This is a genomic window from Pseudomonas sp. NBRC 111124 (genome assembly GCF_001320245.1).
Classification (GTDB): Bacteria; Pseudomonadota; Gammaproteobacteria; order Pseudomonadales; family Pseudomonadaceae; genus Aquipseudomonas.
In genome coordinates this window covers 17,190-34,731 of record NZ_BCBA01000072.1, presented here as the reverse complement: position 1 = coordinate 34,731, position 17,542 = coordinate 17,190, and the positions used below count along the sequence as shown (strand labels likewise).

15 protein-coding genes and 1 pseudogene are annotated in these 17,542 nt (G+C 64.8%); 12 read left to right on the top strand and 4 right to left on the bottom strand.

Annotated features, from left to right (window positions below; genetic code table 11):
* Positions 1 to 461 precede the first annotated feature (461 nt).
* Entirely contained in the window at positions 462 to 1,349 is an 888-nt protein-coding gene (locus APH28_RS25025; RefSeq protein ID WP_060513149.1) for a LysR family transcriptional regulator, read from the bottom strand.
* 126 nt (positions 1,350 to 1,475) lie between these two features.
* Between APH28_RS25025 and APH28_RS25020 the strand changes: the two genes are divergently transcribed.
* From APH28_RS25020 to dctM, 8 genes and pseudogenes are all read left to right on the top strand, one after another.
* Positions 1,476 to 2,315: a MaoC family dehydratase N-terminal domain-containing protein gene (locus APH28_RS25020; protein WP_060513153.1), complete on the top strand. Its 840-nt coding sequence runs from the start codon at positions 1,476 to 1,478 to the stop codon at positions 2,313 to 2,315.
* A 21-nt stretch (positions 2,316 to 2,336) separates the two neighbouring features.
* On the top strand, positions 2,337 to 3,500 hold the full coding sequence (locus APH28_RS25015) for an acyl-CoA dehydrogenase family protein (protein WP_060513148.1): 1,164 nt from the start codon (positions 2,337 to 2,339) through the stop codon (positions 3,498 to 3,500).
* A gap of 10 nt (positions 3,501 to 3,510) precedes the next feature.
* Positions 3,511 to 4,860, top strand: a complete 1,350-nt coding sequence (locus APH28_RS25010) for an MmgE/PrpD family protein (protein WP_060513147.1) — start codon at positions 3,511 to 3,513, stop codon at positions 4,858 to 4,860.
* Between the two features lie 18 nt (positions 4,861 to 4,878).
* Entirely contained in the window at positions 4,879 to 6,078 is a 1,200-nt protein-coding gene (locus APH28_RS25005) for a CaiB/BaiF CoA-transferase family protein (protein WP_156340947.1), read from the top strand.
* The gene (locus APH28_RS25000) at positions 6,075 to 6,893 is read left to right on the top strand and encodes a CoA ester lyase (protein WP_060513145.1); all 819 of its coding nucleotides are present in this window, start codon (positions 6,075 to 6,077) and stop codon (positions 6,891 to 6,893) included. Before APH28_RS25005 ends, APH28_RS25000 begins: the two co-directional genes overlap by 4 nt.
* A 225-nt stretch (positions 6,894 to 7,118) precedes the next feature.
* A pseudogene (locus tag APH28_RS24995) lies at positions 7,119 to 8,117 on the top strand (TRAP transporter substrate-binding protein).
* 71 nt (positions 8,118 to 8,188) lie between these two features.
* A complete protein-coding gene (locus APH28_RS24990) occupies positions 8,189 to 8,821 on the top strand; it encodes a TRAP transporter small permease (RefSeq protein ID WP_060513144.1) in 633 nt (210 codons plus the stop codon).
* A complete protein-coding gene (gene dctM, locus APH28_RS24985) occupies positions 8,821 to 10,104 on the top strand; it encodes a C4-dicarboxylate TRAP transporter large permease protein DctM (RefSeq protein WP_060513143.1) in 1,284 nt (427 codons plus the stop codon). The genes APH28_RS24990 and dctM overlap by 1 nt, the downstream gene beginning before the upstream one ends.
* 36 nt (positions 10,105 to 10,140) lie before the next feature.
* Here the strand turns inward: dctM and APH28_RS24980 are convergent, their stop codons facing one another.
* Entirely contained in the window at positions 10,141 to 11,022 is an 882-nt protein-coding gene (locus tag APH28_RS24980) for a LysR substrate-binding domain-containing protein (protein WP_060513152.1), read from the bottom strand.
* 65 nt (positions 11,023 to 11,087) lie between these two features.
* On the bottom strand, positions 11,088 to 12,878 hold the full coding sequence (gene ggt / locus APH28_RS24975; protein ID WP_060513142.1) for a gamma-glutamyltransferase: 1,791 nt from the start codon (positions 12,876 to 12,878) through the stop codon (positions 11,088 to 11,090).
* 117 nt (positions 12,879 to 12,995) lie between these two features.
* Between ggt and APH28_RS24970 the strand changes: the two genes are divergently transcribed.
* Positions 12,996 to 13,646, top strand: a complete 651-nt coding sequence (locus tag APH28_RS24970; RefSeq protein WP_060513141.1) for an ankyrin repeat domain-containing protein — start codon at positions 12,996 to 12,998, stop codon at positions 13,644 to 13,646.
* Between the two features lie 128 nt (positions 13,647 to 13,774).
* On the opposite strand, the gene pobA is transcribed toward APH28_RS24970, so the two are convergent.
* Entirely contained in the window at positions 13,775 to 14,962 is a 1,188-nt protein-coding gene (gene pobA, locus APH28_RS24965; protein ID WP_060513140.1) for a 4-hydroxybenzoate 3-monooxygenase, read from the bottom strand.
* 130 nt (positions 14,963 to 15,092) lie between these two features.
* On the opposite strand from pobA, the gene APH28_RS24960 reads away from it, so the two are divergent.
* The 3 genes from APH28_RS24960 to APH28_RS24950 all read left to right on the top strand — a co-directional run bounded on the left by APH28_RS24960 (position 15,093) and on the right by APH28_RS24950 (position 17,346).
* Entirely contained in the window at positions 15,093 to 15,971 is an 879-nt protein-coding gene (locus tag APH28_RS24960; protein ID WP_060513139.1) for a helix-turn-helix domain-containing protein, read from the top strand.
* A 63-nt stretch (positions 15,972 to 16,034) separates the two neighbouring features.
* Positions 16,035 to 16,433 (top strand): MerR family DNA-binding transcriptional regulator, encoded by a 399-nt coding sequence (locus APH28_RS24955; protein ID WP_060513138.1) that lies wholly within the window; start codon positions 16,035 to 16,037, stop codon positions 16,431 to 16,433.
* A gap of 13 nt (positions 16,434 to 16,446) precedes the next feature.
* Entirely contained in the window at positions 16,447 to 17,346 is a 900-nt protein-coding gene (locus APH28_RS24950; RefSeq protein ID WP_060513137.1) for a hydroxymethylglutaryl-CoA lyase, read from the top strand.
* Positions 17,347 to 17,542: the final 196 nt, after the last annotated feature.

The window sequence follows — 17,542 nt, the reverse complement described above, 5'->3', positions numbered from 1 at the left end:
AAAGGTGACTGTGCGTCGCCATCGCAAATGAATGTAATTGGAATAATCAAACCGCCGCAGTCGAGCTTTTGGCTTTTAGATGTGGGCTTTCAAATGAGGTCTACATTCATTCGCCATGGTGGCGCCGAGTCACCTTTTCGCCTTTACGGCGACCTACTTTTTGACTGGGCAAAAAGTAGGCAAAAACCCCCGCTCCCATCATCCGGCCCCTACGCTGCGCTCCGGGGTCCCCTCACTCCGGCGCCTTCCGGGCCCGCGCGGCCTACGACTTGCTGCGCAAGTCTACATCTCGCGCCTTCGGCTGCGCCGAAGGGGTGCTACGCACCCTGGCCCTCCAGACGCCTGCGTTCGGCCTCCTGAAGTCGCAATCTGCGTCGCCTGAACTATCGCGCGCTTAGAAGCAAAAGCAGAGCAAGAGCAAGAGCAAGAGCAAGAGCAAGAAGCGGCTAGCGCCGCTGGCATCACGCTTCTGGCATCAATGTCGCAATCAACGCCCGCACCGTCCCCGGCAACGCATCCAGCTCACGCACCAGAATGCTCCGCTCACGCACCGCCCACGGCTCATCCAGGCTGATGGTCACCAGTTCCATGGTCTGGCTATGCCGCAGCGCCGCCGACTCAGGAATGATGCCGATACCCACCCCCGCCTCCACCAGCCTGCAGATCGCCTCAAAGCTCGACAACTGAATACGCAGCGAGAGGTTAAGCCCCATGCGCTCCACATGATCCCGCAGGAAACTCAGCAAGGTGCTGCCGTCGTGCAGGCCGATATGCTGGAAATCCAGCGTCTGCTTCAGCGAAACCGACTTGCGACCGGCCAGTTCATGGCCCGCCGGCACGATCAGCACCAACCGGTCAGTGCTGAAGTGCATCACCTGCAAACCGCTGGCCTCCACCGGCCCGGCAATGATGCCCATGTCGCTGCTGCCATCGAGCACGCCGCGCACGATGTCCCGCGACAGACGCTCCTGCAGGTCGACGGTCACCCCAGGACGCTTGGCCATGAAGCCGGCCAGCACTTCCGGCAAGAACTCGGTCACGGCCGTGGTGTTGGCGAAGATGCGGATATGCCCGGCCAGGTCGGTGCCGAACTGGGTGAACTCGGCTTTCAAGTAATCGACCTGGCGCATGATCAGCCGCGCATGCATCAGCAGCTTGTGCCCCGCCGGCGTCAACTCGACGCCACGGCTGTCGCGGTACAGCAGGCGCGTATCAAGCTGAGCTTCCAGCGCCTTGATCCGTGCGCTGGCAGCTGCCGGCGAAAGGAACGCCCGGCGCGCACCCTGGGTCAGGCTAGGCGATTCGCCGATGTGGATGAAAAGCCGCAGGTCTGCCAAGTCGAAATGCATGGTGAGGTCCAGTCGTGGCGATGGCGTTCAGCATACATGAACGCTGCCTTACACAAATGCAAATTCACAGAATGCCACGCGCCTCGCATGATCGGCCCATAACAACAAATGCAGAGGCCCATGGTTATGACTGCTTCCCACCCGCCCATCGACTACAGCGCCTGGATCGGCCGCACGGAAGAGGCCTTCGATGAGCTCAGCCGCAACCTGATCAAGCGCATCGCCGCCACCTTTGGCGAACCCGCCCCCGCTGCCGGCCAACCGCTGCCACCTCTGTGGATGTGGTGCTTCTTCCAGGAGCCGCTGGCCGAAGCGCAACTGGGCGCGGACGGCCACCCGGCACGTGGCGGCTTCCTGCCCCCGGCCGACAACCGCAACCGGATGTGGGCAGGGGGCCGGGTCGAGTTCATCGCCCCGCTCAAGGTCGGTGCCGAGGCCCATCGCCTGTCGACCATCCTGCACATCGAGGAAAAGCACGGCCGCACCGGCGCCCTGCTGTTCGTCACCGTGCGCCACGACTACTCGCAACACGGCCAGCTGTGTGTGCGTGAAGAGCAGGACATCGTCTACCGCGAACCCAACCCGCCCAAGCTCGACAGCGCCCCGGCCGACGCGCCGGCCGACTGGAGCGAGGCGGTCACGCCAACGCCGACCCTGCTGTTCCGGTATTCCGCCGTGACCTTCAACGGCCATCGCATTCACTACGACTTCCCCTACGTCACCGACACCGAAGGCTACGCCGGCCTGGTGGTGCACGGCCCGATGATCGCCACTTTGAACCTGCGTGCGTTCATCCGCGCCAACCCTGGCAAGCACGTACGTCACTTCGCCTACCGCGGCGTGCGCCCGCTGACCGTGCCCACCCCGTTCGAGGTGGCCGGGCGCATCAGCGCACCCGGCCAGGCCCAGCTGTGGGCCGGCAATGCCGACGGCGTGGCGCAGAGCGCCGACGTGCTTTTCGACTGAATACCTGACAGGGAACACCCCATGCATACGTACGACAGCGATGACCTCACTGCCATCCGCGAGGGCGTGCGCGCCTTGTGCGCCGAGTTCGACGCCAGCTACTGGCGCAAGATCGATGAAGAAAAAGGCTTCCCCGAGGCCTTCGTCAAGGCCATGACCGATGCTGGCTGGCTGTCGGCGATGATCCCCGAAGCGTACGGCGGCTCGGGCCTGGGCCTGGCCGAGGCCTCGGTGATCCTCGAAGAGGTGAACGCCTGCGGCGGCAACTCCGGCACCGTGCACGGGCAGATGTACAACATGTTCACCCTCCTGCGCCATGGCAGCGAGGAACAGAAGCGCCACTACCTGCCCAAGCTCGCCAGCGGCGAACTGCGCTTGCAGTCGATGGGCGTGACCGAGCCCACCACTGGCACCGACACCACCAAGATCAAGACCACCGCCGTGCGCCAGGGCGACACGTATGTGATCAATGGCCAGAAGGTGTGGATCTCGCGCATCCAGCATTCGGACCTGATGATCCTGCTGGCGCGCACCACACCCCTGCCGGAGGTGAAGAAAAAGTCCGAGGGCATGTCGATCTTCCTGGTCGACCTGCGCGAAGCCATCGGCAACGGCCTGACCGTGCAACCCATCGCCAACATGGTCAATCACGAGACCAACGAGCTGTTCTTCGACAACCTCGAACTGCCCGCCAGCAGCCTGATCGGTGAAGAAGGCAAGGGCTTTCGCTACATCCTCGACGGCCTCAATGCCGAGCGCACGCTCATCGCCGCCGAGTGCATCGGCGATGGCCGCTGGTTCGTCGAAAAGGCCAGCGCCTACGCCCGTGACCGTGTGGTGTTCGGCCGCCCGATCGGGCAGAACCAGGGCGTGCAGTTCCCCATCGCCGAAGCCCATATCGAGATCGAGGCCGCCGACCTGATGCGCTGGCGCGCCTGCGCCGAGTACGACAGCGGGCAGAACGCCGGGGCCAGCGCCAACATGGCCAAGTACCTGGCGGCCAAGGCCTCGTGGGAGGCGGCCAATGCCTGCCTGCAAACCCACGGCGGCTTCGGCTTTGCCTGCGAATACGACGTCGAGCGCAAGTTCCGCGAAACCCGCCTGTATCAGGTGGCGCCGATCTCCACCAACCTGATCCTGTCCTACGTGGCCGAGCACCTGCTCGAGCTGCCGCGCAGCTTCTGAGGGCCCGAACATGCAGCATACCCAAGCCCTGGCGGGCTTCCTCGCCGACCTGCATTACGCACAGATCCCCGGCCCCGTGCTGGACCGCACCGAAGAGCTGTTCCTCGACTGGCTCGGGTCTGCCCTTGCCAGCCAGGGCGCGCACCCGATCCCACTGTTCGAGCGCTATGCCGAACGCATGGGCCCGGCCCAGGGCAGCGCGCGCGTGCTGACCAGCGGACGCACCTCGTCGCCCTACTTCGCCGCGCTGGTCAACGGCGCTGCCTCGCACCTGGTCGAGCAGGACGACCTGCACAACAGCTCGGTGCTGCACCCGGCCACGGTAGTGTTCTCGGCCGTGCTGGCAGCGGCACAGGACCTCGGCAAGTCCGGCCAGGAACTGCTGCTGGCCAGCGTTGCCGGTTATGAGGCCGGTATCCGCATCGGTGAGTTTCTCGGCCGTTCGCACTACCGCATCTTCCACACCACGGCCACCGTCGGCACCCTGGCCGCGGCCGTGGGGGTGGGTAAACTGCTGGGCTTCGACAAGGCGCAGTTCATCAACCTGCTCGGCAGCGCCGGCACCCAGGCCGCCGGGCTCTGGGAGTTCCTGCGCGATGCTGCCGATTCCAAGCAGCTGCACACCGCCAAGGCCGCCGCCGATGGCCTGCTGGCCGCCTACCTGACTGCCGATGGCCTGAGCGGTGCACGCAATATTCTGGAAGGCGACCAGGGGTTGGCCGCCGGCATGTCCAGCGACGCCGACCCGGCGCGCCTGAGCGACCGCCTGGGCACGCGCTGGGCACTGGCGGAAACCTCGTTCAAGTTCCACGCCTCGTGCCGCCACACCCACCCCGCCGCCGACGCGCTGCTGCAGCTGATGCAGCGCGAGGGCCTGGACCATGAGCAGATCGCCAACGTGGTCACCCGCGTGCACCAGGGTGCCATCGATGTGCTCGGTCGAGTCACCACGCCGGCTACCGTGCACCAGGCCAAGTTCTCCATGGGCACCGTGCTCGGCCTGATCGCCGTGCATGGCAGCGCGCAGCTCATCGAATTCCGTGACCTGGCGCTGACCGACCCACAGGTCGCCACCTTCCGCGACAAGGTCGAGATGCAACTGGACCCTGAAGTCGACGCCGCCTACCCCGCCCGCTGGCTGGGCCGGGTCGAGGTCACCAGCACCGATGGCCGCCGCTTCAGCGCCGCCATCGACGAGCCCAAGGGCGACCCTGGCAACACCCTCTCGCGCCCGGAGCTGGAAGCCAAGTTCCAGCGCCTGCTGGCGTACTCCGGCGCCCGCAGCCCGGCCCAGGGCCAGGCCCTGATCGAGCAGGTCTGGCAGCTGCGCGATGCGCGCTCGCTGGCCGCACTGCACTGATGGATGACAGGTGACCCCATGACTCAAACCGCACCCCGCCCGCTGGACGGCATCACCGTCGTCAGCCTGGAACACGCCATCGCCGCGCCCTTTTGCACCCGCCAGCTGGCCGACCTGGGCGCCCGCGTGATCAAGGTCGAACGGCCCGGCAGCGGCGACTTCGCCCGTGGCTACGACCAGCGCGTCGACGGCCTGGCTTCGCACTTCGTATGGACCAACCGCTCCAAGGAAAGCCTCACCCTCGACCTCAAGCAGGAGGCTGCCGACGGCATCCTCGAGGCCCTGCTGGCCAAGGCCGACGTGCTCGTGCAAAACCTTGCACCCGGCGCGGCCGCACGTATGGGCCTGTCGTTCGAGGCCCTGCATCAGCGCTTCCCACGCCTGATCGTCTGCGACATCTCCGGCTACGGCGCAGGTGGCCCATATGAGAAGAAGAAAGCCTACGACCTGCTGATTCAGAGCGAGGGCGGGTTCTTGTCAGTGACCGGGGGCCCCGGCGACGAGGAAATGGCCAAGGCCGGCTGTTCGATCGCCGACATCGCCGCCGGTATGTATGCCTATACCGGCGTGCTGTCGGCGCTGCTGCTGCGCGACAAGACCGGCCTTGGCAGCCGCATCGATGTGTCGATGCTGGAGAGCCTGGTGGAGTGGATGGGCTACCCGATGTACTACGCCTACAACGGTGCGCCGCCACCGCCGCGCGCCGGTGCCTCGCACTCGACCATCTACCCGTACGGGCCCTTCCCTACCGGCGGTGGCGGCACGATCATGCTCGGCCTGCAAAACGAAAGGGAATGGGCGCTGTTCTGCGAAAAAGTACTGCTCGACCCGACGCTGGCCAGCGATGACCGCTTCAGCGCCAACTTCAAGCGCTCGGAAAACCGCGAGGTGCTGCGCCAACTGATCATCGACCGCTTCGCCAGCCTGTCACTGGATGAAGTGGTCGCACGCCTGGAACAGGCACAGATCGCCAACGCCCGCGTGAACGACATGCAGGGGGTGTGGCAACACCCGCAGTTGAAGGCACGCGACCGTTGGCGTGAAGTGGACAGCCCGGCCGGCACGTTGCCTTCGCTGCTGCCACCGGGGCGCAATGCCGCGTTCACGCCACGCATGGACGCGGTGCCAGCGCTCGGGCAACACACCCAAGGCATCCTCGACGAACTGGGCTTCACGGCCGAACAGCAGGCCAGCTTGGCCTCCGGAGGCGTGGTATGAACAGCGTGCGCTCCGCCCTGTTCGTGCCTGGCAGCCGCCCGGAACGTTTCGCCAAGGCCCTCGCAGCAGGCGCCGATGTGGTCATCGTCGACTTCGAGGATGCGGTGGAGGAGCCGCTGAAACGGCAGGCCCGCGATAACCTGGCGGCCTTTCTGCAAGCCACGCCACAGGCGTCGGTATGGGTGCGGGTGAATGCGCCGCAGCATCAGGAACATGCCGCAGACCTGGCCTTCTGCGCCGGCCAGCCGGGTGTCGCCGGCTTGCTGCTGCCCAAGGTGGAGAACGCCGCCCAGGTCGCGGTGGCCTGGCATGGCGGCAAGCCGGTGTGGCCAATCATCGAAAGTGCCAAGGGCTTGTTGGCGCTGGCGCAGATTGCCGCGGCAGAAGGCGTGGAGCGCTTGTCGTTTGGCAGCCTGGACCTGGCACTGGATTTGGGATTGAACACTGAAAGCGAGGCTGCGGGGCAGTTTCTCGACCAGGCGCGCATGGCGGTGCAATTGCATTCGAGGGGGGCCGCTCTGGCGCCGCCGCTGGATGGGGTGTTCCCGGCGATTGCCGATACCCAAGGGCTGCAGCGGGCCATGCGGCATGCCTATGACATGGGCTACGGCGGCGCGCTATGCATTCACCCGAAGCAGGTGCCGGTGATACATGCGGCGTTGGCGCCCAGTGCCGAGGAGCTGGCATGGGCGCGGCGGGTACTGGCGGCGAGTGAGGCGGCCAATGGCGCCGGGGCTTTCCAGCTGGAGGGGCAGATGGTCGATGCGCCGGTGGTGCTGCGGGCGCAGCGGTTACTGGCTCGAGATCTCGACTGATCTTACTGGCCTCTTCGCGGGCATGCCCGCTCCCACAGGTACTGGACAAGGCTTGAGAGCAGTGGTGTCCCTGTGGGAGCGGGCGCGCCCGCGAAGAGGCCGGTACAGATAACGGCGTTAAGCAAAGCCGAACGCTGGCTTACACAAATGCTAATTCTCCACACGCAGTCCGTTGGTCCATCTTTACCCCACTCCTCCTAAAACAATAAATCAGAGGTGACACCGATGTTGAAGCTGACCCAGGCGCTGTTCTGCGCCGCCGCAGTGTCCATGGCGGGCCTGGCCCAGGCCGCCGACCCGATCATCATCAAGTTCGCCCACGTGGTGGCCGACAGCACCCCCAAAGGCCAGGGCGCGTTGATGTTCCAGAAGCTGGTCGCCGCCGACCCGCAGCTCAAGGACAAGGTCAAGGTCGAGGTCTACCCCAACTCCTCGCTGTTCGGCGATGGCAAGGAAATGGAAGCCCTGCTGCTCGGCGATGTGCAGATGCTGGCGCCGTCGCTGGCCAAGTTCGAGCACTACAACAAGCAGGTGCAGATCTTCGACCTGCCGTTCCTGTTCGACGACCTGGCCGCCGTCGACCGCTTCCAGCAAGGCCCGCAGGGCAAGGCGCTGCTGACCTCGATGGAGGACAAGGGTATCCGTGGCCTGGCCTACTGGCACAACGGCCTCAAGCAACTGTCGGCGAACAAGAAGGTGATCCTGCCCAAGGACGCCCGCGGCCTGAAGTTCCGCGTGCAGGCCTCCAGCGTGCTCGAGGAGCAGTTCAAGGCGATCCGCGCCAACCCGCGCAAGATGAGCTTTGCCGAGGTCTACCAGGGCTTGCAGACCGGCACCGTCAACGGCACCGAGAACACCTGGTCGAACTACGAGAGCCAGAAGGTCAACGAGGTGCAGCCGTTCTTCACCGAGACCAACCACGGCCTGATCGACTACATGGTGATCACCAACGCCAAGTTCTGGAACGGCCTGCCTGAAGATGTGCGCAGCGAGCTGCAGACCATCATGGACGAGGTCACCGTCGAGGTGAACAAGCAGGCCGAAGCGCTCAACCAGACTTAGCGGCAGAAGATCATCGACGCCAAGACCAGCGAGATCGACCCGCTCACCGCTGAGCAACGCCAACAATGGCGTGAGTCGATGCGCCCGGTGTGGGAGAAGTTCTCCGAGCAGATCGGCGCCGACCTGATCAAGGCCGCCGACGACGCCAACAAGCCGTCCTGACCCCGCCTGTGCCCTGCCCCCGGCCACCTGTGATGCAGGTGGCCCGCCCTCTCTCTGTCTGGAGAATTCTTATGCAATCGCTCAGGCGTGTCTGGGAGCACTTCGAGGAAGGCATGATTGCCTTCCTCCTGGCGGCCATGACCTTGGTGACTTTCCTCTACGTGGCACTGAACAACCTCTACACGATGTTCTACACGCTCAGTGACCACTGGGCCTTCGCCAGCGACGCCTTGCTCAGTATCGGCGACCACCTGATGGCCTATGCCCAGGACATGACCTGGAGTATCGCCCTGACCAAGGCGCTGTTTGGCTGGCTGATCTTCTTCGGGATTTCCTACGGCGTGCGCACCGCCGGCCACCTTGGCGTCGACGTGCTGGTGCGGCGCACCTCGAAGCCGGTGCAGCGGGTGCTGGCGATGGTCGCCTGCGCCTGCTGCCTGGCCTACGCCGGGCTGTTCCTGGTGGCGAGCATCAAGTGGGTGAGCGCGGTACTGGTGGCCGGCATCGGCGCCGAAGACCTCGACCGCTACGGCATCAAGATCGGCCATATCGCGCTGATCGTGCCGCTGGGTTTTGCCCTGGTGATCGTCCGCTACCTGGAAATCCTCTACCGCCTGTTCACCCACCGCCAGTACGGCCTGGGCCTGGCCGACGAGGCTGCCGAAGCCAGCAAGCTGGCCAACCCCGGTGAGGAGCACCACTGATGACGGTTATCTGCCTGTTCCTGCTGCTGTTCGTGTTCATGTTCCTCGGCGTGCCGATCGCCATCTCGCTGGGCCTGTCGGGGGCGCTGTCGATCCTGATGTTCAGCCAGGACTCGCTCAGCTCGCTGGCGATCAAGCTGTTCGAGACCTCCGACAGCTACACCTTCCTGGCCATTCCGTTCTTCCTGCTGTCGGGCGCGTTCATGACCACCGGTGGCGTGGCCCAGCGCCTGATCGACTTTGCCAACGCCTGCGTCGGCCACATACGTGGCGGCCTGGCGATTGCCGCTGTGCTGGCGTGCATGCTGTTCGCTGCGCTGTCGGGCTCGTCGCCAGCCACCGTGGCCGCCGTCGGCTCGATTGCCGTGGCCGGCATGGTGCGCTCCGGCTACCCACGCGAGTTCGGCGCCGGGATCATCTGCAACGCTGGCACCCTGGGCATCCTGATCCCGCCGTCGATCGTCATGGTGGTCTACTCGGCGGCGACCGAGACTTCAGTCGGCAAGCTGTTCATGGCGGGCGTGGTACCGGGCATTCTGCTTGGCGTGTTCCTGATGATCACCATCTACATCGTCGCGCGCATCAAGAAGCTGCCGGCACAACCTCGGGCCAGCTTCGCCGAATGGTTGGCTACTGCCCGGCGTGCGTTCTGGGGCCTGTTGCTGCTGGTGATCATCCTCGGCGGCATCTACAGCGGCATGTTCACCCCTACCGAAGCGGCGGCCGTGGCAGCGGTGTACTCGGCGTTCATCGCGCTGTTCGTGTACAAGGACATGCGCCTGCGTGACTGCCCGAAAGTGCTGCTGGAGTCGGGCCGGCTGACCATCATGCTGCTGTTCATCATCGCCAACGCCATGCTTTTCGCCCATGTGCTGACCACCGAGCAGATCCCCCAGCAGATCACCCAGTGGGTGATGTCCGAGGGGCTGACGCCGATCGGCTTCCTGATCATGGTCAACATCGTGCTGCTGGTGGCCGGCAGCTTCATGGAACCGTCGGCGATCATCCTGATCCTGGCGCCAATCTTCTTCCCGATCGCCATGAAGCTGGGTATCGACCCGATTCACTTGGGCATCGTGATGGTGGTGAACATGGAGATCGGCCTGGTGCACCCACCGGTGGGGCTCAACCTGTTCGTCACCTCGGCGGTCACCGGGCTGACCCTGGGGCAGACGATTCGCGCGGCGCTGCCGTGGCTGTCGATCCTGCTGTTGTTCCTGGTGCTGGTGACCTATGTGCCGTTCATCTCGCTGGCGTTGCCGGAGTGGTTGGGCATGCCGTAGCGCTTGGCGTTACCCGCGATAAGGCCGGGGTTGGGATCAGATCCCTCCCCCGGCCAGCAACTGGCTCATCACCTCGGCCAGATCTTTGACCATCACATCCGCCGTCGGCTTGTGCACGATGACGATCTCGTAGCTGTCCACCTCCGGCAACCCCTGTGCCTGCCCCAGCACCCGGTGTTCGCCGGTCGCCGCCCGCGGTGGCAGCAGGCTGATGCCCATGCCGTCGGCCACGGCCGCCTGGATACCGCTCAGGCTGGAGCTGGTGAAACTGATGCGCCAGCGCCGGCCCATGCCTTCGATGGCACTGATCATGTCTTCGCGGTACAGCCCGCGCGGCGGGAAGGTCACCAACGGGATCGGGTCGAGCTCGAATGCCGGCAGGCGCGCACTGTCGATCCACTGCAGGCGCTCGGGCCAGCAGGCCACGCCCTCGCGGCTGTTGCGTCGCTGCTTGAGCAGCACGAGGTCGAGCTCGCCGTTATCGTAGGCCTGGCTGAGGTCCCGGCACAGGCCGCTGGTGACCTCCAGCTTGACCTGCGGGTGCAGGCGGCTGAACGCCGACAGCGCGTTGGTGGTGCGCCCGCCGACAAAGTCCTCGGGCACGCCCAGGCGCACGGTGACGCCGACCATGGCCCCGGCAAGCGCTTCGAGCATCTGGTCGTTCAGCGCCAGCATGTGCCGGGCATAGCCGAGCAGGGTCTGCCCGGCGTCGGTCGGCAACACGTCGCGGTTGCCGCGCACCAGCAGGCGGTGGCCGACCATGTCTTCGAGGCGGCGCACCTTCTGGCTGATGGTCGATTGGGTCGAATGCAGGCGCGCGGCAGCGGTGGTGAAGCTGCCGCAATCGGCCACCACGACAATGGCACGCAGCAGGTCGAGGTCGAACAGGGCTCTATTCGATTTAACGCTGATGGACATCTTGGTATTCAACTACTGAATGACAAGACTGACTTCTATCACGCCTCTTTCGGCCCGGCAACGCGCTAGTCGCCGAGGGCCACGCCTTCACGCCGCGGGTCGGCACCGCCGGCCCACCCCTCGGGAGTGCGCTGGATGATCTGCATGCCACTGGTCATGGTCATCGGGGTAACTTCATGGCCCCAGGCGCTCAACTGGCGGATGAGTGCCGGGCTGGCCAGCCCCGCCTCCACTTCGGTCCCGACATTGCGGCTGCCGAAATTGGGCAAGTTGGCCGCCTGCTGCGGGTCGAGATGCCAGTCCAGCAGGCCGATGAGCGCCTTGTTCACGTAGCCAATGATCTGCGAACCGCCGGGGGAACCGAGGCTCGCCACCAGCTCGCCGGAGGCACGCGAGAACACCAGGGTTGGCGCCATCGCCGACAGCGGGCGCTTGCCGGGCTGCACCCGGTTGGCCACCGGCTTGCCGTTCTCCGCGGGCAGAAAGGAAAAGTCGGTCAGGTGGTTGTTCAGCAAGAAGCCGCCAACCATCAGGTGCGAACCGAAGGCCGATTCCACCGACGTGGTCATGGCCAGGGCCTGGCCGCTGTCATCGACGGCAGACAGGTGCGAGGTGGCAATCCGCAGCGGTGAGCGGTCGGGCGCCAGCGCCAGATTGGCACCCTGCGGGGTGCCGGGGCGGGCGTGCTTCATGCTGTGCTCGCCGACCCGCTTGGCACGCTCGGCGAGGTAGGCTGGGTCGAGCAATGCCTTGACCGGCACTGGCGCGTAATCGCTGTCGGCCAGGTACTGCGCACGGTCGGCGTAGGCCAGGCGCTCGGCTTCGGCGATCAGGTGCACGGCCTGCGGCGCGGGTTCCAGCCCCGCCACGGAGGGCACCTTGCGCGGCGGCAGGTTGGCCAGGTTGCGTTGTGCCGAGGCGTGCTGCAGGGCATCAAGAATGCCCAGGGTCTGCAACACTGTCACCCCGCCGGACGACGGTGGTGGCATGCCGCAAATCTTCCAAGCCTTGTACGGACCGCAGACCGGCTCGCGCTCCTTGGCCTGGTAACGACGCAGATCATCAAGCGACAACTGCCCGGCATTGGCGTGGTTGCGCACTTCAGCCACCATGGCTTCGGCAATCTCACCCTTGTAGAAAGCATCGACGCCCTGCTCTGCAATGCGCTCGAAAGTCTGCGCCAGCGCCGGGTTGCGCAGGATCGTACCGACTGCCAGCGGCTCGCCACGGTCATCCAGGAAGTAACGCGCCATGGCCGGTGAGCGGGCGATGAAGGGGTCGCCGGCCACCAGCGTGTGCAGCCGTTCGGACACCGCGAAGCCATTGCGCGCCAGCGCGATGGCTGGCACAAACAGGTCCTTCCACGGCAGCTTGCCGTGTTGATCATGGGCCAGTTTCAGCGCCCGCAGCACGCCCGGTACCCCTACCGAGCGACCACCGATCTGCGCGGATCGGAATGACAGGGGCGAGCCGTCCGCTTGCAGGAACAGCCTGTCCGTCACCCCTGCCGGCGCGGCTTCGCGGCCGTCGAATGCCTGCACGCGCTGGCCATCCCAGTACAGGATGAATGCCCCACCGCCAATGCCACTGGACTGCGGCTCGACCAGTGTCAGCACCATCTGCATGGCGATTGCGGCGTCGATGGCGCTGCCACCGGCACGCAGCATTGCCCGGCCCGCCTCGCTGGCAAGCGGATTGGCGGCTGCCACCATGTGCCGGCTGGCGTGTACCGGCTGCAGGCCGCTGCGGTAGCCGGATTCCAGCTCCGGTGGTGTGGGCAGCAGCTGGTCGGCCCAGGTAACGCCACTGGTGGTGGCCAGGCACAAGGTGGTGATCAGCGCTGTGGAAAATCTCATCGGCGTGCATCCTGCCTTTACCTATCAAGCGGGCCACTGTGGGTCATGCACATTCTTAACTTCAACCCCTGGGGTGATTTTTCTAGGATACGAGCAGGTCATTCAGGAGCCCTCGCCATGCGTTTACCCCTTACCGCCCTGGCCCTCGCCCTTTTTACCAGCCTTACCGCCCACGCCGAGACCGCCGCCATGGACAAGCAGTTGCACAATGCCGCCGCGCACAATGAAGTCACCCGCCTGCAACAGCTGCTCAAGCAAGGCGCCGGGCTGGAGAGCCGTGATGGCCAGGGGCGCACTGCCTTGCTGGTGGCCACCCATGGCAACCAGGTCGCGGCAGCGAAAGCGCTGATCGAGGCCGGTGCCGACGTGAACGCCAAGGACAACATCGACGACAGCCCGTACCTGTATGCGGGGGCGCGTGGCTTGAATGAGATCCTGCAGCTGACGCTGAGCCATGGTGCCGACCTCAAGAGCACCAACCGCTACGGCGGCACCGCACTGATCCCGGCCGCCGAGCGCGGGCATGTGGAGACCGTGCAGATGCTGATCGATGCGGGGGTGGACGTGAATCACCTGAACCGCCTGCACTGGACCGCGCTGCTGGAAGCCGTGATCCTCGGCGATGGTGGCTCGCGCCATGTGGAGATCGTCCGGCGCCTGCTGGCAGCGGGGGCGGATCGGCAGATTGCCGACAAGGACGGGGTGACCGCGCTGGAGCATGCGCGCCAGCGGGGCTACCAAGAGATGGTGCAGCTACTCAGCCACTGAGGCCTGCACAGTTCCTGTGGGAGCGGGCGTGCCCGCGAAACAGACGCCGCGGAGCCTGGCACCGGCTTCGCCGGTGTTCGCGGGCTTGCCCGCTCCCACAGGTTTGGTGTCGAACTCCAGACCTGGCGTCAGGCCACCTCTTCGTACGGCAACCCCACATAGTTCTCGGCAATGTTCACCAACCCCGCCGGCGATGTCAGGAAGTACTCGCGGTCGGCCTCCTGCATCTTCTGGTCCCACGCATCCTTATGTTCGCCAAAGTCATGCAGCAACTGGGTCATGAACCAGCTGAAGCGCTCGCCCTTCCATACCCGGCGCAGGGCCAGCGGCGAGTACTGCTGCAGCAGGTCGATACGCCCCTCGCGGTACACCTTGACCAGGATCCGGTACAGGTAATTGACATCGGAAGCCGCAAGGTTCAGGCCCTTGGCGCCAGTCGGCGGAACGATGTGCGCGGCATCGCCGACCAGGAACAGGTGGCCGTACTGCATCGGCTCGACCACCAGGCTGCGCAGGGGTGCGATGCTCTTTTCCAGCGCAGGCCCGGTGACCAGCTGCCGTGCCACGTCTTCGGGCAGGCGCGCCTTGAGCTCGTTCCAGAAGCGCTCGTCGGACCAGTCTTCCACCCGCTCGTCCAGCGGCACCTGCAGGTAGTAGCGGCTGCGCGTCTGCGAGCGCTGGCTGCACAGCGAGAAACCGCGTTCGTGGTGGGCGTAGATCAATTCGTGGTTGACCGGTGGCGTATCGGACAGCATGCCCAGCCAGCCGAACGGGTAGACCCGTTCGTATTCCTTGAGCACGCCTTCAGGGATGCTCTTGCGCGAGACGCCATGGAAGCCATCACAGCCGGCGATATAGTCGCAGTCCAGGCGGTGGGTCTGGCCGTCCTTTTCAAAGGTCACGTAGGGCCGCTCATCCTTGAGTTCGTGCGGTTGCACGTTACTGGCAGAGTAGATGATCGGCGCACCGCTGGCTTCGCGGGCCTGCATGAGGTCGCAGGTGACTTCGGTCTGGCCATAGACCATCACCGTCTTGCCGCCGGTCAAGCCCTTCAGGTCCAGGCGCTGGCGACGGCCAGCGACCAGCAGTTCGACACCTTCATGGACCAGGCCTTCGCGGTCCATGCGCTCGGCGACGCCGGCTTCGCGCAGCAGGTCGACGGTGCCTTGCTCAAGCACCCCGGCGCGGATGCGGCCGAGCACGTATTCGGGGGTCTGGCGTTCGAGGATGACGGTGTCGATGCCCGCCTTGTGCAGCAACTGGCCGAGCAGCAGGCCGGACGGACCTGCACCGATGATTGCAACCTGAGTGTTCATTGTTTTTATCTCGTTCGAGAGGGTTTGCCCTTGCATTTTTACTGGCAATAACGGCCAATAATGTGTGCTATCCGATGCAAAAAATGCACTTTTACAAAAACCGTTCGATTAACGGACAGGCAATCACGAGATGAAATCCACCCTCCCCGGCGTCCCGCTGTTTCAGTTATATGGCGAAAACCAGCACTGGCCGGGCACCGACCTCCTGCATTGCGAGTCGATCCCGGCGCGCAGTCGCCTGCACCACTGGGAGATCAAGCCACACCAGCACGCCGAGCTGTTCCAGTTGCTGTACGTGCAGCGCGGCGAGGCTCAGGTGGAAATCGAGGGCGTGCGCAGCACCCTTCTCGAAGCTGCGATACAAGTGGTTCCGCCGCTGACCGTGCATGGCTTTCGCTTCAGTGCCGATATCCAGGGCCATGTGCTGACCTTCGGCACCGCGCTGGTGGCCGACCTGGAACAGCGCCTGGGTGCGCCGCTGGGGGTGTTGGCGAAAGCGGCGTGTTACCCGCTGGGCAAGGACCGCGTGCGACTGCGCGGTCTGATCGAAACGCTGCAGCAGGAATATCAGGACAACGCCCCCGCGCGCGCGACCATGCTCGAAGCACTGGTGACCGCGCTGATGGTGTGGATCAGCCGCCGTCAGCAACTGGGGCAGGCCCCACGCAACCGTGATGAACGTGACCGGCAGTTGCTCGGGCAGTACCTGCGCCTGGTCGAGGCGCATTACCGCGAGCACCTGTCGGTGGAAGACTTCGCCGCGCGCCTGAACATCCACAGCCTGCAGCTCAACCAGCTGTGCCGAGCACTCAGCGGGCAGACCGCGTTGCAGGTTATCCACCAGCGCCTGCTGCTGGAGGCACGGCGCAACCTCATCTATACCCGCATGAGCATCGGCCAGCTGTCGGACAGCCTGGGCTTCAGCGACCCAACCTACTTCGCCCGTTTCTTCAAGCGCCTGAGCGGGCAGACGCCCAATGGCTACCGACGCGCGGCGCAGCCCGACTGATCTGCTTGACGTAAACGTAAACCTACCCTCAGGATATCGGCATACCCCACGCCGAGCCCTAGCATGAGCAGCCAGACCTACAGCATCTCCGACCTCTCCCGCGAACTGGACATCACCACCCGCGCCATCCGCTTCTATGAGGAACAGGGCCTGCTCAGCCCCGAGCGGCGTGGCCTGGAGCGCATCTATTCGGCCCGCGACAAGGTCAGCCTGAAGCTCATCCTGCGTGGCAAGCGCATCGGTTTCTCGCTGGCCGAATGCCGGGAGCTGATTGAGCTGTACGACCCCTCCAGCGGCAACCTCAAGCAGCTGCACAGCATGCTGGCGAAGATTGCCGAGCGACGCGCCCAGCTAGAACAGCAGATGCTCGACATCCACCAGATGCAGCTGGAACTGGACACCGCCCAGGAGCGCTGCGAACAGGCCCTGGCTGCCACCCTGAACAACAACGACAAACGCTGACAGGAACCCCACCATGCCCATGCCCGCAACAGTCCGCCTGGTCGAAGTCGGCCCCCGCGACGGCCTGCAGAACGAAGCCCAGCCCATCAGCGTCGCCGACAAGGTGCGCCTGGTCGACGACCTGACCGACGCCGGGCTGAGCTATATCGAAGTCGGCAGCTTCGTCTCGCCCAAATGGGTGCCGCAGATGGCCGGCTCCGCCGACGTGTTCGCCGGCATCCAGCAGCGTGCCGGTGTTACCTATGCCGCGCTGGCGCCCAATCTACGTGGTTTCGAGGACGCCGTAGCGGCCGGGGTGAAGGAAGTGGCGGTGTTCGCCGCCGCTTCCGAGGCCTTCTCCCAGCGCAATATCAACTGCTCGATCAGCGAAAGCCTGCAGCGCTTCGAACCGATCATGGAGGCTGCGCGCAGCCACGGCGTGCGGGTGCGCGGTTACGTGTCCTGCGTGCTGGGCTGTCCTTATGAAGGCAAGGTCAGCGCCGAGCAGGTAGCACCGGTGGCCAGGGCCCTGCACGACATGGGCTGCTATGAGGTATCGCTGGGGGACACCATCGGCACCGGTACCGCCGGCGACACTCGTCGGTTGTTCGAGGCGGTATCGGCCGTGGTGCCACGCGCGCAACTGGCCGGCCATTTCCACGACACCTATGGCCAGGCCCTGGCCAACGTATATGCCAGCCTGCTCGAAGGCATCAACGTATTCGACAGCTCGGTCGCCGGCCTGGGTGGCTGCCCTTATGCCAAGGGCGCTACCGGCAATATCGCCACTGAGGATGTGCTGTACCTGCTGCAGGGCCTGGGCATCGAAACCGGTATTGACCTCGACCGGCTGATCGCCGCCGGTCAGCGCATCAGCGCTGTGCTGGGCCGGGCCAACGGTTCGCGGGTGGCACGTGCGCGCAGTGCACAATGAGTTTCATGCAGGTGTCACATGAGTGTGGGTGAGTGTTACCTCCCCCACAGTTTCCAGCAGAAAATCGGGTAACAGGGAAACAAATCGACAGATTTTCAGGTCGCCCGGTTTCGCAAATTTCACCTAACAAATTGATTTAAAAGGCTTTTTAAAAGTTGGCACGGCACCTGCTATATGTTTAGTACAACAACAAGAA

Bases quoted from the DNA above. Each gene is read 5' to 3' on its own strand.
- APH28_RS25025 (WP_060513149.1), bottom strand. From the start codon at position 1,349: ATGCATTTCGACTTGGCAGACCTGCGGCTTTTCATCCACATCGGCGAA.
- APH28_RS25020 (WP_060513153.1), top strand. From the start codon at position 1,476: ATGACTGCTTCCCACCCGCCCATCGACTACAGCGCCTGGATCGGCCGC.
- APH28_RS25015 (WP_060513148.1), top strand. From the start codon at position 2,337: ATGCATACGTACGACAGCGATGACCTCACTGCCATCCGCGAGGGCGTG.
- APH28_RS25010 (WP_060513147.1), top strand. From the start codon at position 3,511: ATGCAGCATACCCAAGCCCTGGCGGGCTTCCTCGCCGACCTGCATTAC.
- APH28_RS25005 (WP_156340947.1), top strand. From the start codon at position 4,879: ATGACTCAAACCGCACCCCGCCCGCTGGACGGCATCACCGTCGTCAGC.
- APH28_RS25000 (WP_060513145.1), top strand. From the start codon at position 6,075: ATGAACAGCGTGCGCTCCGCCCTGTTCGTGCCTGGCAGCCGCCCGGAA.
- APH28_RS24990 (WP_060513144.1), top strand. From the start codon at position 8,189: ATGCAATCGCTCAGGCGTGTCTGGGAGCACTTCGAGGAAGGCATGATT.
- dctM (WP_060513143.1), top strand. From the start codon at position 8,821: ATGACGGTTATCTGCCTGTTCCTGCTGCTGTTCGTGTTCATGTTCCTC.
- APH28_RS24980 (WP_060513152.1), bottom strand. From the start codon at position 11,022: ATGTCCATCAGCGTTAAATCGAATAGAGCCCTGTTCGACCTCGACCTG.
- ggt (WP_060513142.1), bottom strand. From the start codon at position 12,878: ATGAGATTTTCCACAGCGCTGATCACCACCTTGTGCCTGGCCACCACC.
- APH28_RS24970 (WP_060513141.1), top strand. From the start codon at position 12,996: ATGCGTTTACCCCTTACCGCCCTGGCCCTCGCCCTTTTTACCAGCCTT.
- pobA (WP_060513140.1), bottom strand. From the start codon at position 14,962: ATGAACACTCAGGTTGCAATCATCGGTGCAGGTCCGTCCGGCCTGCTG.
- APH28_RS24960 (WP_060513139.1), top strand. From the start codon at position 15,093: ATGAAATCCACCCTCCCCGGCGTCCCGCTGTTTCAGTTATATGGCGAA.
- APH28_RS24955 (WP_060513138.1), top strand. From the start codon at position 16,035: ATGAGCAGCCAGACCTACAGCATCTCCGACCTCTCCCGCGAACTGGAC.
- APH28_RS24950 (WP_060513137.1), top strand. From the start codon at position 16,447: ATGCCCATGCCCGCAACAGTCCGCCTGGTCGAAGTCGGCCCCCGCGAC.